Raw genomic sequence first — 14,907 nt, 5'->3', positions numbered from 1 at the left:
ACCTATTCAATCAAAGACCCAGTTGGGATTTCAGAAAACCTTCGATGGTACCACAAGGTAGCAGGAAAGGCTTTTCGGAAATAATGATGTCCATATTGTTGCTGGCTATCGAATACGACCCGGCAATGGTATTGCCAAATACAGTAAGGCTGAAATTGCCGGCGTCTTCGTTGCCCTGGAAATTGCCGCCCTGGCTGGTAACAGCAGTACGGGCCTTTTGCAGCATGGTTGCAGGGGAGCCATTAAGCGGGAATGTGAAATTGCAAGCAGACATATAAAATCGTTTTTTGGCAAGTTACAATATCCCTGCCATGAGCGATTTCTGATCAGGCCTATTTTGATGTTTCAACACCAGCGGATCAATTTTTGCAACCTTAAGCAAAACTTCTATTTATGGCAGCAATCAAGCTTGCGATCGTTTATTATAGCGCTACAGGAGCGAACTACCAATTATCGCAATGGGCCGCTGAGGCCGCAACAGAAGCAGGTGCGGAAGTGAAAATCTGCAAAGCTCCCGAACTGGCCCCACAGGGTGCCATCGACTCAAACCCCTTGTGGAAGGCGCATGTGGCTGAAACCGCCGGGATTCCGGTAGTACAGCTTTCCGACCTGGAGGAGGCTGATGCTTATATCTTCAGCGTGCCTACCCGCTATGGGGCCATGGCCGCACAGATGAAACAGTTTATTGATACCACAGGTGGTCTTTGGTACCATGGCAAGCTGGCCAATAAGGTAGTAAGTGCCATGGCCACGGCCCAAAATCCACATGGCGGGCAGGAATCAACCCTGTTGAACCTGTACACCACCATGTTCCATTGGGGATGCATCATTGCCGGCCCGGGCTATACTTCACCCGATATTTTTGCCGCAGGCGGTAACCCCTATGGTGCCAGCGCATCTGTTGTAGATGGTCAAATCCAAAATGCCGAGGCCGTAAGAAAAGCGGTAGCACACCAGGCAAGGCGTACGGTAATGATTGCTGCGGCAGTTAAAAACGGACTCACCCAGCAATAAAGGCAAAATCGGCATCTTACTGCCGGTAAATATAAAATTGGGGTACAATTTGCCCCGCAACCACCTTAGTTTTCGGACCAAGGATGGTGGTATGCCCTTTTCAGGAGTTTGTAGGCAAGTGGCCATACAGTTCCTGGAAAGGGTTTCAGTATTTGGTTCTGGCCCCTTAGGCTTATTATTGCATTTTTACAAAACCGGTTAATTTTTCAGCGTGGTAGCTATTCTCTTATTTTTTGTCCTGCATTGGTACCTTTCTCTTTTTGCCCAATCCTTTTTTCACCATCGCTATGCAGCCCACCGGGCCTTTACCATGGGAAAAGGTTGGGAGAAGTTTTTTTACCTCTACTGTTATATTACTCAGGGTTCTTCTTATATGAGCCCTCGGGTGTACGGCATTCTGCACCGGATGCACCATGCCTACACCGATACGGAGTTGGATCCGCATTCGCCTGCATACGACAAGAACCTGTTCAGCATGATGTTGCGTACCAGTAAAACATATGTAGATATATTGAAGAGCCGGGTACCGCTTGAAGACCGCTTTTTGAAAAACCTGCCTACCTGGCGCTGGTTTGATACCTGGGGTAATACCATATACAGCAGGATCTTATGGGCGGGCATTTATACCTGGTTTTATGTAGCATTTGCCCCCAGTGCCTGGTGGTACCTGCTCATCCCGGTACATATTTTCATGGGACCCATTCACGGAGTGATCATCAACTGGTTTGCCCACAAGTATGGCGAAGTGAACTTTGAAACGGATAATACCAGCCGCAACCTGTTTCGTTTGGATTGGCTGATGCTGGGTGAAGGTTACCACAACAACCACCATAAATATCCATCGCGCAGCAATTTTGCCATGAAGCGAGGCGAGTTTGATCCTTGTTATCCAGTAATTAAATTGATGGATAAAGCGCGGATCATCAGCATTGTCCGCAAAGTTGAAGAGCCTGTTGCTGTAGGGTAGCAGGTATACACATAAAAAAGCGCATCCAGGCTGACTTGTTTCCTTGAAAACACGGTCAGGTTTGGATGCGCTTTTTTTTATGTTGCAAAACTATTGTTCCACTTCCTGTGTTGCCATTTCGCGGGCTTCCTTGATTTCTTCTTTCCTGGCTTCCAATCCCGACTGAACAGGTTCCAGCCTGGGTTCATAAACAAGGTGCACAAAAGTGGCGAAATGGTCGGAGCCATTTGGCGGCAGCCTTTTCATACGCACCAAACCAAAATCGGTAGAGCAAAAAATATAATCCAGCGGGAAGCGCACCCACCAATGGTGTGCAGAGAAAGTACTGTAAAAGCCCCTGCCAATGCGGGGATCGAGCAGGCCACTGGTTTTGCGGAACAGTTTTGTGGTATGACTCCACGCAACATCGTTGAGGTCGCCAAAAACAATACAGGGTAATTTACACTCTCTTGCCAGCAGGGCCACCTTCATCAACTCTTTATCCTTGGCAGTAGAAAACAGGTTTTCGCCCGGCACAGGAGGTTCGGGGTGCAACCCCCATATTTGTATGGGGCGGCCGTTGGGTAGCTCCACAATGGCATCAATCGAGGGCACACCTTCTTTTACCCGGAACAAAACTTTACCGGAAAGAATTTTTAGCCGGCTGTAGAACAGGAGCCCATAGGTATTATCAATTGGCTGGAGCAATTTGTAGGGGTAAGTTGCTTCCAGTTCTTTCATCGCCTGTGCCCAGCCTTCGTCTGTTTCGAGCAAAAACACGATGTCGGCATCCATGTCTTTTATCTGTTTCAGCAGGCGGTGGTACTCCCGGTTGTCCTGCAGTACATTGGCAGCAAACAACTTTAGGTCAACATTTTTTGCCGAAGGCGGCATTCTTTTGATTTCCTTGGGCCATAAAGTACTATAGGGCAAAATGCGGGAACAATAGAATAGGGAAAATGCCAGCAGCAGGATAAACAGCACCAGGTGGAATGTGGTAAGTGCCGGCCAAACAGCAATCCAGCCAACAAGGCAACCTACCATCAGGAAAAGCTTTTGCAGCCTTGGATACTCAAATACTTTGAAAATCCAGAAGTTGTGCCGTACTAGTGTAAGGGCTGCCGTAATGATCAGCAATAAACTTAATATTGAAAGTGCCGTAATCATGTGAAAAAAAATACCAGTACTGTTGTAAAACCATTGTCGTGGCGTGAAAAACTAAGGGCCCACTAGCCGGGCCCTTACCGACATTTAGGCCTGAGGTATTTTCAATTTCCAGCCAGCCTGGATCATATCCGGGTCTTTGATCTTGTCTTTATTGGCTTCGTAAATTGTTTTCCAATCCACGCCGTGTTGCTGGCCGATCTTGGATAAGGTGTCACCAGGTTTTACTTCATATTCCTTTCCACCTGTTTTAATATTGATGATGGCATCTGCCGACTTGAAACCTGGGTTCAGGGTGTTGTATACATCATAGATCCTTTGTTTGGACTGCTCATCTGGGGCAGTACCATCGATGTACAGGATATTTCCCTCTTCCCTAACTGTTAGATCTTTCACGCCTGCATTGCGGGCCATGTCTATTACCTGCTGGTATTTTGTTTGGATTGCTGACATAAAAATGATTTTGCTATTTGTTATGCTTTGAAAAAGAGATTCTTTTAAAACCGGTTGCCGAAAACGCGGCCAAGCATGCCACCGGCACCACTCATACCTCGTCCGCCACTAAGCATTCCGATGAGCGATCCAAGGCCACCACCGCGACCCATTCCGCCCATCATTCCACCGCCACCGCCTAACATACCACCCAACATGCCACCAAGGCCGCCACCCATCATGCCGCCTCCCATCATACCACCGCCCCTGCGGCGCAGCATGCTGGCCAGGATCATAGGACCGGCAAAACTGAGCAGGCCTTTCAGGAGGCCATTGGTATTAATGCCTGCATTTTGCATTTTTTGTTGCATACCGTTATTAGCCAGGAAGTTGGGGCTTGCAGCCACCTGCGGGTCTTCCAGTTGTGCGGCCTGGTCGGAGTACTGATTCAGCAACTGAAACTGGTTCTGGTCCACGCCCAGGTGATTGGCGATCAGTTGAATATGCTGTTGTTCACCTTGCGTATAACTTTGGTCGGCTTTGGCAAAAGTGATCAGGTCGGTAACCAGCGAAAAGCGCAGGTCGCTGTGCTTCAGTACATCAAGGTTTCGCTGGAGGTCGCTGTCGTTTGTCTCTCTACCCGCGGCGAGTACCTGCTGTGTCTGTGCTTCCGATAGTTCCGCCGACTCGCACAATGCGGTCAGGTATTCTGTTTCTTCTTCGGAAGCCTGCCTGTCGGCAGTAGCCAAAGATGCAATTACTGCCAGGTAAGCTCCTTTTTCAGTGTCAGGTGCTCCGGAAAGTATGGTCGTTTGTCCTTGTTCCATGGTTATGCCGTTTAAGTGATGATTTGTGAAAAATATTATGCCAACCGCGCAGCAAGACTTTTGAAGTGGGATAAAAGATTTTGTTTACGCGCATGCATTTTCGTTTAACCATCCAAACACATATTTCAAAAAACTTATATTGCGACATGTCCACCATATCGCTGCAGGTTTATGGAAAAGTGCAGGGTGTTTATTACCGGGCCAGTACCCGTGACCAGGCTTTAGCGCTTGGCCTTACCGGTTGGGTGCGCAATATGCCCGATGGCACGGTGCTTTTGCATGCCAGTGGCACAGTTGCGCAATTAAAAGCACTGGAAGCATGGTGTAAAAAAGGCCCTCGAGGGGCCGAAGTATCAAAGCTTGTAAAAATGGAATTACCGGAGCAGGAGTTTGAAAATTTTATAGTGGTCCGGTAGTCTGGTAACCATCACCCGGCTTCCCCGTCGGTAATTTCGCTGCCCACACCCTGGCCGTCACCTTTCACCACCTGGTTGCCCGATGTATCGGCAATGTTTTCATTGGCCCTGGGATTTTCGTTGAGGTTGGCTTGTAAGCCTTCATTTTGGGCAACATTGGGTTGCTGGTGTACCGCTGGCGACTCGTTTACTGGTGGGTTATCTTTTCTTTCGTCTTGCATGTTTTTTCCAAAAAGGTCAAAAGATTATGCCAGCTTTCAATTTCTCCACAATGCCCTGCCGCAAGCCACTGCAGCCTAACTTCGCGGCCTCAAAGCCAACTGTGATATGGAACTGGAACTGAAAAGCGCCGCACTGAAACAACTGATGGTACACTATGTGGGCAGCAAGAACAACCTTGAACCCCTGCATGTTTCGCCCCACTGTCTGGAACTGGATGAAGAAAGCCTCCAGGCAATTGGTGAGTCCTTTCTGAACAGGTTTAAAAATTCAGAGGAGTACTACCAGTTTACCCACCCCAGTTCCCTGCAGTTTAACGAGGTGTACAATTTTGTAGCCGATAGTTTTTTAAACCGCGAAAAATTTGAAGCCAACGGTGGCGCCATTGCCCGCCACCTGTACGAAAGTTCTACCCACCCCAAGGTAAAAGCTGGTGAGCTGTATGTGGGCTTTTTGGAAGGCCTGCCAGTTGAAGGCAGGATGCACAAAGCCATCGGCCTCTTTAAAACAGAAAACAAGTCCCTTTTCCTGGATGTAGCCCAGAGCGCCGGCGAGCTGGCTGTGGAGATGAAAGAAGGCGTGGAGCTGAATAAGATGGATAAAGGCTGTCTGATCATCAACAGCAATGCCGATGAAGGATTTGACGTGATGATGTTCGACAATCAAAACAGGGGAGAAGAGGCGCTGTACTGGAAAGAACAATTCCTGAATGTAACCGCACAAAAAACAGAATACCATCATACCAACCAGTTCCTTACCCTTACCAAGCAGTTCATCACCAACCAGCTGGAAGAGGAATTTGGATTGGAAAAGAATGAACAAATTGAACTGCTGAATAAATCAATCGAATACTTCAAACAAAAAGAATCATTTGACATCAATGAATTCCAGGATGAAGTGTTTGGCGATGAAGAAAGAATTGAATCGTTCCGCAGTTTTGGTTCGCAGTATGTAACCCAGAATAATGTAGATATTGCAGACTCTTTTGATATTTCGCCAATGGCGGTGAAAAAACAAACCCGCATTTATAAAAGTGTGTTGAAACTGGATAAGAACTTCCATATCTATATCCATGGCAACACCGACCTGATTGAAAAAGGTATTGATGATGACGGCAGGAAATTTTACAAGATCTATTACCAGGATGAAGCGTAGGCAACCTGCTCGAATAATCCCAGCATAAGGACAGTGTTCATCAATTCCAAACAAGCCATGCAAACCACTCTGCACTCCATTTACCAGTCCCGTAAAAACCAATATGCGGGTGAGCTTCAGGTACTTCAAAAAAAACACAACCGCCTGGGTTGGCTAAGGCTTGCCTTGATATTGATCATCATTATTACAGCTTACCAGGTTTTTGCCCTTGCCGGCGCTTGGGCATGGCTGGTGGTGGGGATGGGTATAGCCTTATTCCTTTGGCTTGTGTCGGCAGATGCGGAAAACAACCGGAAAATCGGGTACCTGAAGCAATTGGTATTACTCAATGAAGAAGAATTACGAATCCTTGCTGGTGATTTTGCCCACAGGCCAGATGGTTTGGCCTACCTGCCTTCGGTACACCCCTATGCACATGACCTGGACCTGTTTGGCACCTACAGCCTGTACCAACTGATCAACCGTTGTTCGGGAGAACAGGGCAGGGCCCTGTTGGCCAATAACCTTCTCCAGGCACTTGGAATCACTGAAGTGCTCCGGCGACAGGAAGCAGCCAATGAAATAGCATCGATGATAGCATGGCGGCAGCAATTGCAGGCATCTGCTGCATTAAATCCCCTGACCACAACAACGGAGCAAAAACTGAAGAACTGGTTGTCGCAACCATCTGCCACCATGAATGAAAGATTCTGGTCGGTGTTTGTACCCATTTACAGCCTGCTCGCCTGCAGTGTTGCTCTTGCGGCCATACTTGACCTGGTATCCGGGAGCCTTTTTTCCTTATGCTTTATCGCATTTATCCTGTTTTCATTTACGGTGGGTAGAAGGGCCACACCCGTTGCCGCCCAGCTGTCGGGTGTGGTTGCTCAATTGGAAACCTTGCAGCAGGTACTTACCGTTGTGGAGGAACCTGCATTCCGTAGCCCTTTGCTCCGGGAGTTGCAATCGGGTTTACAGGTGTCTGGCACTGGTGCATCCAGCCAGATCAGATCGCTGAAGGAAATTCTCAACCGGTTCGACCTCCGCCTGAATGTCTTTGTATTCCTGTTTATCAACAGCTTCTTGTTGTGGGACATTCGCCAGTTGCTGGCTCTCAAGCGCTGGCGCAGATCCAATGAACAGCAGGCCGCCATATGGTTTGAAACAGTTGCCCAATTTGAAGTGCTGACTAGCCTTGCTACCCTCCGGTTCAATAACCCGGGTTGGGCGCAACCTAAATTTGTATCCGGATATTTTGAATGGGAAGGCGAAACCATTGGCCACCCGTTGCTCAAGGAAGAACAAAGGGTTTGTTCCGATTTTGCCCTTTCAGGAAAAGGGCAGGTTGCCCTCATCACCGGGTCCAATATGGCAGGCAAGAGTACCTTCTTGCGTAGCCTGGGTGTAAATACGGTCTTGGCGCAGATGGGTGCCGTGGTATGTGCACAGTCACTCAGCCTGTCACCAGTTGTATTGATGTCCTCCATGCGCATTGCAGACAACCTGGCCGAAAACACCTCTACCTTCTACGCCGAACTAAAAAAATTAAAAAGCATCATCGATGCGGTAAAAGAAGGGCAGCCACTTTTCATTTTACTGGATGAGATACTACGCGGCACTAATTCACTGGACCGGCATACCGGTTCTAAAGCGCTGATCGGGCAATTACTCAAAGCACAGCGTGTAGCAGTGTTGGCAACACATGATGTGGAACTGGCAAGGTTGGAAAGCCTTTATCCCAACCAGTTGGCCAATTATCATTTTGATGTGCAGGTGGCAGGGCAGGAGCTTTACTTCGACTACAAGCTGAAACAGGGCGTTTGCACTAACCTCAATGCATCGGTGTTGATGCAGAAGATCGGTATTGAACTATAGCCTGGTAGGGAGTGTATAAAAACTTGGATGCATTTTCTACGCCTTGCAACTGAGTAATCATTAGGATATGTAAATTGAAACCCTAACGCTTGCCGCAAAACTGGATATTGATAATTGCAGGCGAAGGTTTATTTACTTTCAAAAATGATTAACCAAGTGAACCGAACTACATTTTTTCGTCTTTCCCTAACCGTTATATTCTTTGTATCCTGCCTATGGGTAAATGCGCAGGAAGTTCCGCTTTTTGTGGGCACTTATACCGGCACCGGGAGCAAGGGCATTTATACCTATATGTTCAACACCCGCACCGGTAAGGCAAGGCTGGTAAGCCACACCGATAGCGGTTCAGTAGAAAATCCTTCTTTCTTGGCGTTGGCACCCGACAAGCAACACCTGTATGCGGTTACGGAAACGGGTGGCCGTACCCAGGGTGCCGTAAGTGCGTTCAGCGTTGATCCCGATGGCACCTTGTTGTTCCTTGATAAAGTTGGTTCCGGAGGCGACCACCCGTGTCATGTATCGGTAAGCAAGGATGGTAAGTGGGTGATGGCTGGTAATTATTCCGGTGGCAGTTTTGGCGTTTTCCCGGTTAAAGGTGATGGAACTTTGGAACCAGCCCGGCAGGTCATTCAGCATGAAGGTAAAGGCCCTAATACTGCCCGCCAGGAGAAAGCCCACGTGCATGCAACCATTCTTGATCCTGCCAACCGCTTTGTTTTTGTTCCCGACCTGGGTACAGACAAGGTTTACATCTACCGCTTTGACGGGCAGGCCATCGAACCGTTGAAAGAGGCTGCCCAGCCTTTTGTAGCCTCCGCTCCGGGCAGCGGTCCCAGACATTTTACTTTTCATCCTAATGGACGTTTTGCTTACCTGATGGAGGAACTGGGCGGGACGGTAAACGTGTACCGCTACCAGGATGGTAAGCTCACGCCCATTCAAAATATCTCTGCCCATAAGGAAAATTTTACCGGAACCAGGGGCAGTGCGGATATACATCTTTCCGCCGATGGCAAGTTTCTTTATGCCTCCAACAGGGGCGATGCAAACACCATTGCTATCTTTTCGGTTGCGGCCGACGGCAAATTAAAATGGGTAGGCGATCAGTCCTCAGGTGGCAAAGCGCCCCGAAACTTCACGCTGGCACCTGGCGGGAGGTTTTTGCTGGTAGCCAACCAGGATACCGATAATGTTGTGGTGATGAAACGCGATGCGGTAAGCGGCAAACTGACACCAACCGGGGAGGAATTAGCAGTACCAAGGCCCGTTTGCCTCTTGTTCAGGTAAATGCTGGCAAAACAACTGCAAAATAGAAAAGCGGAACATAAATCATAAAACCTGGCTTAAGGGTTAGTTATCTTTTGCCAGTTCAGTAAACCTTCCTATTTTTGCGGCCCGCCAGCACAAAAAAGGGCGGGTATTTTCCGAACAGGCTCCATAAGTTGCTCCCTGTGGAGCGCGCCTTAAGGGAATCACGACAAACCGCATTCAAACAATGCCTAAGGTTAAAACAAACTCGAGTGCCAAGAAGCGTTTCAAGGTAACCGGCACCGGTAAGATCACACACCAGAAGTCTTTCAAACGTCACATCCTCACCAAAAAATCCACCAAGCGCAAGCGCGGTATGCGTGTTGACGGCGTAGTAGCCCAGTCGCACAAGGATTTCGTGATGCGTTTGCTCCGCCTGAAATAAGCGGTCGCGCATTCATCGACTTTGAAATTTTTACTTAAGACTTCTAAACTGATTACATATGCCTCGTTCCGTTAATGCCGTTGCCTCCAGGGCACGTCGCAAAAGAATCCTGAAACAAGCCAAAGGCTTCTATGGTAAGCGTAAAAACGTATATACCGTAGCTAAGAACATTGTTGAAAAGGGTATGACCTACAGCTATGTAGGCCGCAAACTGAAGAAGCGTGAGTACCGCGCTCTGTGGATTGCCCGTATCAACGCTGCTGTACGCGCAGAAGGTCTGACCTACTCGCAATTCATCAACCTGCTGTCGAACAAGGGCATCACCCTCGACCGCAAGGTGCTGGCCGACCTGGCTATGAACAACCCCGAGTCGTTCAAAGCGCTGGTTGCTCAGGTGAAATAACCAACAGACAGTTAACATTATAGTAAGCCGGGTGCAGTTTTTGCACCCGGTTTCTTTTTGTGTATCCATAAGGTATACTTTTGCAAAAAAATTTCCTGTTCACTGTACTCCCTTTTTAATCGTCAATGAACAATACCTACCTCGGCCTCGTTGAGCAAACCTTCAATTTTCCCCAAGAGGGACTCAATGTTAAAGATGGTTACCTCCATTTCAATGGACTGGACATCAAAGCTTTGATTGACAAATACGGTACGCCTATGAAGCTTACCTATCTGCCCAAGATCGGGATGCAGATCAACAAGGCCAAGCAGATGTTTGCCAATGCCATAAAGAAGCATAAGTATGAGGGTCAGTACTATTACTGCTACTGCACCAAGAGCTCACACTTTTCTTTCGTGGTGCAGGAAGCCCTCAAACATGATATCCACTTGGAAACTTCTTACGCTTACGATATAGAGATCATCAAGAAGCTCTACGAGAAGCGCAAGATCAATAAGGACATCCATATCATTTGCAATGGTTTCAAGCAGAAAGGATATACCCGCCGGATCGTTCAGCTGATCAACAGCGGCTTCAAGAATGTCATTCCTGTTCTGGACAACAAGGATGAACTGAACGCATACAAGCGTTCGGTAAAGGGCACGTTTAAGCTCGGTATCCGCGTGGCTGCTGAAGAAGAACCCACATTCCCCTTCTATACTTCCCGCCTGGGTATCCGTGCAAAGGATATCCTGGAATTTTACGTAGACAATATAGAAGGGTACGAAGACAAGTTCCAGCTGAAGATGCTCCACATCTTCCTGAACAAAGGCATTAAGGATGATATCTATTACTGGTCGGAACTGAACAAGATCATCAACCTGTACTGCCAGTTGAAAAAGATCTGTCCCGAACTGGATTCCATCAATATCGGCGGTGGCTTTCCCATCAAGCACTCGCTGGGTTTTGAATACGACTACCAGTTTATGATCAATGAGATCGTGGGCAATATAAAGGCTGCGTGCAAGCGCAACAAGGTGCCCATGCCCAATATCTTCACTGAGTTTGGGTCGTACACCGTTGGAGAGAGCATGGCGCATATCTACAGCGTAATTGGCCAGAAAGCCCAGAACGACCGCGAGATGTGGTACATGATCGATTCTTCCTTTATTACCACCCTTCCTGATACCTGGGGTATTGGTGAAAAGTTTTTGATGTTGCCCATCAACAAATGGAACGAGGAGTACCAACGAGTCGTCTTGGGTGGCATCACCTGCGATAGCCATGATTATTACGACTCGGAGGAGCACATCAACGAAGTATTCCTCCCCAAGGCAGATAAAGGCACTGAAGAACCCTTGTATGTAGGCTTTTTCCATACGGGAGCTTACCAGGACCAGATCAGTGGCTATGGAGGCATCAAACACTGTTTGATTCCTTCACCAAAGCACATTATTGTAGAATACGATAAAAACGGTAAGCTGGAAGATTGGGTGTACGCTAAAGAGCAGAGCGCCCAGAGCATGCTCAAGATTTTAGGTTATATCCGTTAAATAAAAAAGCCCCGCATTGCGGGGCTTTTTTATTTAAAATCGGAGGCTTGCATACTACTAGTTGCCTCTGATCGCGTCTTTCGCTCTTTGGGTAGTAGGGCTGCTGGGTCTGGAAGGAGCAGAAGGCCTCGGAGCTGGACGGCTGGTGCCAACATTACCACCGCGGTTGTATCCGCCTCTTACATTACCTCCACGGCTATAACCGCCACTTGGATAGCCATAACCATAATTATATCCCCTGGGACTGCCATAGTAAGGCGTGCCTCCATAATAGCCATAAGGCGAAACTTCAAAGTATTGACCTGAATAAGGATCACGCTCCACAACAATTACCTGCTGGTTGCCATAAGGTGCATTGCGATACACACGACTGCTGCCGGGTGCTTCCTCGTAACCGCCCTGGGTTTGTTGCAGCGGCGTACAGCTTACAGCCAATATCATCAACACAGCAATCAACGCCATCGGTACGATATTGATTTGTTTCATTTCTTGGTTGTTTTTCCCTTGAAATGCAATATGTTAGCCAACAAATCCTAAGAAAATGTATAAGCGTATCGCTGCATTGATATTAACAATTGCTACACTAAAGGCACAAGCCCAAACAGAAGCGGATGCGGTTAAAGCTACGGTAAACCAGCTTTTTGAAGGTATGCGCAAGTCGGATACAGCCCTGCTGAAAGCAGCCTTTACGCCCCAGGCCATTTTACAAACCATAGCCAAACCAAAAGCAGGCGGTACACAGGTGCGCACCGACGAAGTGGCGGCTTTTATTAAGTCAGTTGGACAGCCACATGCCGAAGTGTACGACGAGCGCATCAGTTTCGGGCAGGTGCTTATAGATGGAGATATGGCATCTGTTTGGACGCCCTATAAGTTTTATGTAGGAGAAAAGTTCAGCCATTGTGGCGTCAACTCTTTCCAGTTGGTAAAACTGGAGGGAAAATGGAAAATCCAATACCTGATTGATACCCGGAGGAGAGAAGGTTGCGAGTAATAAGCAACCGAACATTAGAATAAAATTTGGTTCACAATTGTACCATAAACAGGAAAGCCGGGAACTCAAAGTCCCGGCTTTCCTGTTTATGGCTTGGATATATTTTACGTTTTCAGCCTGTACTTTTTGGTCACCTTAGGGCTGTTGAAATAACGGTTCAGTTGTTCCTCCGACATATTGTTTGTGATCTCAATAGGCACATCAATTAACTGTACCTGTACTGCCTTCAGTTCATCGCGGAGCTTGTTGGTTTTGCGAACAATGTCCCAGTCGCGTTCACCCAACAACATATTGTCGGGGAGGATATACTCCAAACGCTTGATGGAACCACGGATCATAGATGCCTGGTTTTGATCAACCGACCTGTTGGGAACGGATGCCTCTTTAATGGGCACCATGGCAAGGCCTACGCTTGGAAGGATTTTACCGGTTCTTTGCTGCGCCTGGCTGGTAGAAGTGGTCAGGATGGTACCAGTTAAAGAAGTGGTGGTGGAAGTCAGGTCAAAGGTGGTGCGGGCATTCTTGGTCTTTTTTAGCCTTTTATCCAACACCAGGAAGGTATATTTCAGCTTCAAGATATAGGTTTGGATATTGCGCACTACCTGATCGTACTCCGTTTTGGCCAGCGGGTAATTCAGTGAATTGCGCACGATCACGCGTACCGCAGTGGTATCCCTTGCCTGGAACCGGGTGGTACCTATAAAACTGAGCACCACGGTGCGTTGGTTACCCGAATCTTTGCCTTCCCGCACAAAATCATAGGAGGGTACCCAGCGAAATTCGTCATCACATTTTTTTACCTCGTTATAAGTACCCAGCGGCGCCGTTGCACTCATAATGATATTGTCGATCGGAAAGGAGCCGTTCTCGCAGAGTACACGGAACTTAAGTTCTTCCCCTTCATCTACCGTTACGGTACCGCTAACGGTGGGCTTCACTTCGGAGCGGATGATTTCGGTATTGTAAAAAACAATGGTAAAACTGGTATCCACCTTCTCTTTCGGGTCGGAAAGATTTTGGACGCCCAGGTTTACCCGGTAGTTAACATCATACTTCAGTTTTCCCGAAAGGAAGAAAGACTTGTCGGCCCTGAAACTCAGGTTGCCATTGTCCTTATTGATCCGCAGCCCCACAGGCGAGTTGCGCAGGTACCAGAAATATTGCTCAGGGTTTTTGTTGATCTGCAACTGGTAGCTCAGGCTCGAATCAACATGAAGGGTAAAAAATGGATTCAGGTTGATGATCCGAAGGGTAGAATCGGGATGATAAACCTGGTTGCTGTCGGTAGCCGGTACAATGGCTGTAGTATCCTGGCTATGAGCCACCAACTGCAGCAAACAAAGCAAAAGGGCAACAGAAATATATCTCAACATCTTTGCAGGTGGGTGATTAAGGTTGCAATATTAAGGGGAACAGGTGATTTGCAGGATTTTGGAGGGATTTATAAGAACACCAGTGCTAAAACTATTTTTTCCAACCCATTAAAAACCAATTGATTTGCTCTTCACAGCGTTGAATAATAAGTTTCAGGTGCTAAGGATCAAACGCTGCAAGCCTTGAAAATATTAAACCGTCCTGTAAATCTTTTGATAATCCTCCAAATCACTGGCTAATAAGAAAGCCCCTGGTGGAAACCAGGGGCGTAAACCAAAACCAACTGCTTATGAGAAACTTTTAGAGAATCGAAATTTGTTTTACAGGCTCTTTTACATCGGCCTTTTTAGGCAGTACTACCGATAGTACGCCATTGTTATAACGGGCTTCAATCTTTTCAGCGTCGATGATCTTGTCCAAAGTCCAGGAGCGCTTAAACGACTGCTGACGGAACTCGCGGCGAACAAAGTTTTCCTGCTTTTCTTCCCCCTCGGCTTTATGTGCTGCCGATATCGTCAGCAGGTCTTTGTCGAGGTTGATTTGAAACGCTTCTTTTTCAAAACCGGGAGCCACCAGTTGCAACTCGTAGCCCTGTTCTGTTTTCAGGATATTGGCCGGTACGCCGGTGCCCACTGTCCTGTTTGTTGCCCCGTTACCATATAAAGACGGCGATTGGAAAAAAAGGTCGTCAACGAGGTTGTTAAAAGTTTGTTCAAAGGTTTGCGGTTGAAATTTCACCAGTGCCATAGTATTTTGTTTTAAAATTTTACTTGTTTTATAGAAGTACGCACACCTAATTTCAAACCTTGTTCCAATGGCTTAAAACCTTAATAATCATGACAGTTATGCAGTAAATAAGTTTTCTGTGTGACAAAATGTTAGAT

Annotated in this window: 18 protein-coding genes; 10 read left to right on the top strand and 8 right to left on the bottom strand. The window is 47.4% G+C overall.

Annotation, left to right across the window (positions count from 1 at the left end):
- Positions 1–10: 10 nt before the first annotated feature.
- A complete protein-coding gene (locus BUE76_RS14390) occupies positions 11–274 on the bottom strand; it encodes a hypothetical protein (protein WP_073041096.1) in 264 nt (87 codons plus the stop codon).
- 119 nt (positions 275–393) lie between these two features.
- Between BUE76_RS14390 and wrbA the strand changes: the two genes are divergently transcribed.
- Positions 394–1,014: an NAD(P)H:quinone oxidoreductase gene (gene wrbA, locus BUE76_RS14385; protein ID WP_073041094.1), complete on the top strand. Its 621-nt coding sequence runs from the start codon at positions 394–396 to the stop codon at positions 1,012–1,014.
- Positions 1,015–1,225: 211 nt separating this feature from the next.
- The gene (locus BUE76_RS14380) at positions 1,226–1,981 is read left to right on the top strand and encodes an acyl-CoA desaturase (protein WP_073041092.1); all 756 of its coding nucleotides are present in this window, start codon (positions 1,226–1,228) and stop codon (positions 1,979–1,981) included.
- 90 nt (positions 1,982–2,071) lie between these two features.
- Here BUE76_RS14380 and BUE76_RS14375 read toward each other — a convergent pair whose 3' ends face one another.
- From BUE76_RS14375 to BUE76_RS14365, 3 genes are all read right to left on the bottom strand, one after another.
- Positions 2,072–3,127, bottom strand: coding sequence for an endonuclease/exonuclease/phosphatase family protein (locus BUE76_RS14375; protein ID WP_073041089.1), 1,056 nt, complete (start codon positions 3,125–3,127; stop codon positions 2,072–2,074).
- An 84-nt stretch (positions 3,128–3,211) separates the two neighbouring features.
- Positions 3,212–3,577 carry a LysM peptidoglycan-binding domain-containing protein gene (locus tag BUE76_RS14370; protein WP_073041087.1) on the bottom strand — a complete coding sequence of 122 codons (366 nt, stop codon included), beginning with the start codon at positions 3,575–3,577 and terminating at the stop codon, positions 3,212–3,214.
- A 44-nt stretch (positions 3,578–3,621) separates the two neighbouring features.
- Positions 3,622–4,383 (bottom strand): TerB family tellurite resistance protein, encoded by a 762-nt coding sequence (locus tag BUE76_RS14365; protein ID WP_073041086.1) that lies wholly within the window; start codon positions 4,381–4,383, stop codon positions 3,622–3,624.
- A gap of 146 nt (positions 4,384–4,529) precedes the next feature.
- On the opposite strand from BUE76_RS14365, the gene BUE76_RS14360 reads away from it, so the two are divergent.
- The gene (locus BUE76_RS14360; RefSeq protein WP_073041084.1) at positions 4,530–4,799 is read left to right on the top strand and encodes an acylphosphatase; all 270 of its coding nucleotides are present in this window, start codon (positions 4,530–4,532) and stop codon (positions 4,797–4,799) included.
- A gap of 11 nt (positions 4,800–4,810) precedes the next feature.
- Here the strand turns inward: BUE76_RS14360 and BUE76_RS14355 are convergent, their stop codons facing one another.
- Positions 4,811–5,020 carry a hypothetical protein gene (locus BUE76_RS14355; RefSeq protein ID WP_073041082.1) on the bottom strand — a complete coding sequence of 70 codons (210 nt, stop codon included), beginning with the start codon at positions 5,018–5,020 and terminating at the stop codon, positions 4,811–4,813.
- A gap of 106 nt (positions 5,021–5,126) precedes the next feature.
- Here BUE76_RS14355 and BUE76_RS14350 point away from each other — a divergent pair, with 106 nt between their 5' ends.
- From BUE76_RS14350 to BUE76_RS14325, 6 genes are all read left to right on the top strand, one after another.
- Positions 5,127–6,173, top strand: a complete 1,047-nt coding sequence (locus tag BUE76_RS14350) for a nucleoid-associated protein (protein WP_073041080.1) — start codon at positions 5,127–5,129, stop codon at positions 6,171–6,173.
- A 57-nt stretch (positions 6,174–6,230) separates the two neighbouring features.
- Positions 6,231–8,027 carry a MutS-related protein gene (locus BUE76_RS14345; protein ID WP_143157231.1) on the top strand — a complete coding sequence of 599 codons (1,797 nt, stop codon included), beginning with the start codon at positions 6,231–6,233 and terminating at the stop codon, positions 8,025–8,027.
- A 156-nt stretch (positions 8,028–8,183) separates the two neighbouring features.
- Positions 8,184–9,314 (top strand): lactonase family protein, encoded by a 1,131-nt coding sequence (locus BUE76_RS14340; RefSeq protein WP_143157230.1) that lies wholly within the window; start codon positions 8,184–8,186, stop codon positions 9,312–9,314.
- A gap of 208 nt (positions 9,315–9,522) precedes the next feature.
- Positions 9,523–9,720 (top strand): 50S ribosomal protein L35, encoded by a 198-nt coding sequence (gene rpmI, locus BUE76_RS14335; protein ID WP_073041075.1) that lies wholly within the window; start codon positions 9,523–9,525, stop codon positions 9,718–9,720.
- A gap of 58 nt (positions 9,721–9,778) precedes the next feature.
- A complete protein-coding gene (rplT, locus tag BUE76_RS14330; RefSeq protein WP_073041073.1) occupies positions 9,779–10,123 on the top strand; it encodes a 50S ribosomal protein L20 in 345 nt (114 codons plus the stop codon).
- A gap of 125 nt (positions 10,124–10,248) precedes the next feature.
- Positions 10,249–11,655 carry a type III PLP-dependent enzyme domain-containing protein gene (locus BUE76_RS14325; RefSeq protein ID WP_073041071.1) on the top strand — a complete coding sequence of 469 codons (1,407 nt, stop codon included), beginning with the start codon at positions 10,249–10,251 and terminating at the stop codon, positions 11,653–11,655.
- Between the two features lie 57 nt (positions 11,656–11,712).
- Here BUE76_RS14325 and BUE76_RS14320 read toward each other — a convergent pair whose 3' ends face one another.
- Complete coding sequence (locus BUE76_RS14320; protein WP_073041069.1) at positions 11,713–12,141, bottom strand: hypothetical protein; 429 nt, start codon at positions 12,139–12,141, stop codon at positions 11,713–11,715.
- A 55-nt stretch (positions 12,142–12,196) separates the two neighbouring features.
- Here BUE76_RS14320 and BUE76_RS14315 point away from each other — a divergent pair, with 55 nt between their 5' ends.
- Positions 12,197–12,649, top strand: a complete 453-nt coding sequence (locus BUE76_RS14315) for a nuclear transport factor 2 family protein (protein ID WP_073041067.1) — start codon at positions 12,197–12,199, stop codon at positions 12,647–12,649.
- A 104-nt stretch (positions 12,650–12,753) separates the two neighbouring features.
- Here BUE76_RS14315 and BUE76_RS14310 read toward each other — a convergent pair whose 3' ends face one another.
- Together BUE76_RS14310 and BUE76_RS14305 are read right to left on the bottom strand one after the other, a co-directional pair.
- On the bottom strand, positions 12,754–14,022 hold the full coding sequence (locus BUE76_RS14310) for a hypothetical protein (protein WP_073041065.1): 1,269 nt from the start codon (positions 14,020–14,022) through the stop codon (positions 12,754–12,756).
- Positions 14,023–14,323: 301 nt separating this feature from the next.
- Positions 14,324–14,770: an Hsp20/alpha crystallin family protein gene (locus BUE76_RS14305; RefSeq protein WP_073041063.1), complete on the bottom strand. Its 447-nt coding sequence runs from the start codon at positions 14,768–14,770 to the stop codon at positions 14,324–14,326.
- Between the last annotated feature and the right edge of the window lie 137 nt (positions 14,771–14,907).

The organism is Cnuella takakiae (assembly GCF_001953305.1).
GTDB lineage: Bacteria > Bacteroidota > Bacteroidia > Chitinophagales > Chitinophagaceae > Flavisolibacter > Flavisolibacter takakiae.
This window is presented reverse-complemented; position numbering and strand designations above follow the sequence as displayed.

Excerpts from the sequence above, each read along its gene's own strand:
- BUE76_RS14305 (WP_073041063.1), bottom strand. The coding sequence starts at position 14,770 with ATGGCACTGGTGAAATTTCAACCGCAAACCTTTGAACAAACTTTTAAC.
- BUE76_RS14365 (WP_073041086.1), bottom strand. The coding sequence starts at position 4,383 with ATGGAACAAGGACAAACGACCATACTTTCCGGAGCACCTGACACTGAA.
- BUE76_RS14310 (WP_073041065.1), bottom strand. The coding sequence starts at position 14,022 with ATGTTGAGATATATTTCTGTTGCCCTTTTGCTTTGTTTGCTGCAGTTG.
- BUE76_RS14375 (WP_073041089.1), bottom strand. The coding sequence starts at position 3,127 with ATGATTACGGCACTTTCAATATTAAGTTTATTGCTGATCATTACGGCA.
- BUE76_RS14320 (WP_073041069.1), bottom strand. The coding sequence starts at position 12,141 with ATGAAACAAATCAATATCGTACCGATGGCGTTGATTGCTGTGTTGATG.
- rplT (WP_073041073.1), top strand. The coding sequence starts at position 9,779 with ATGCCTCGTTCCGTTAATGCCGTTGCCTCCAGGGCACGTCGCAAAAGA.
- BUE76_RS14325 (WP_073041071.1), top strand. The coding sequence starts at position 10,249 with ATGAACAATACCTACCTCGGCCTCGTTGAGCAAACCTTCAATTTTCCC.
- BUE76_RS14370 (WP_073041087.1), bottom strand. The coding sequence starts at position 3,577 with ATGTCAGCAATCCAAACAAAATACCAGCAGGTAATAGACATGGCCCGC.
- BUE76_RS14345 (WP_143157231.1), top strand. The coding sequence starts at position 6,231 with ATGCAAACCACTCTGCACTCCATTTACCAGTCCCGTAAAAACCAATAT.
- BUE76_RS14355 (WP_073041082.1), bottom strand. The coding sequence starts at position 5,020 with ATGCAAGACGAAAGAAAAGATAACCCACCAGTAAACGAGTCGCCAGCG.
- BUE76_RS14315 (WP_073041067.1), top strand. The coding sequence starts at position 12,197 with ATGTATAAGCGTATCGCTGCATTGATATTAACAATTGCTACACTAAAG.
- BUE76_RS14360 (WP_073041084.1), top strand. The coding sequence starts at position 4,530 with ATGTCCACCATATCGCTGCAGGTTTATGGAAAAGTGCAGGGTGTTTAT.
- wrbA (WP_073041094.1), top strand. The coding sequence starts at position 394 with ATGGCAGCAATCAAGCTTGCGATCGTTTATTATAGCGCTACAGGAGCG.
- rpmI (WP_073041075.1), top strand. The coding sequence starts at position 9,523 with ATGCCTAAGGTTAAAACAAACTCGAGTGCCAAGAAGCGTTTCAAGGTA.
- BUE76_RS14390 (WP_073041096.1), bottom strand. The coding sequence starts at position 274 with ATGTCTGCTTGCAATTTCACATTCCCGCTTAATGGCTCCCCTGCAACC.
- BUE76_RS14350 (WP_073041080.1), top strand. The coding sequence starts at position 5,127 with ATGGAACTGGAACTGAAAAGCGCCGCACTGAAACAACTGATGGTACAC.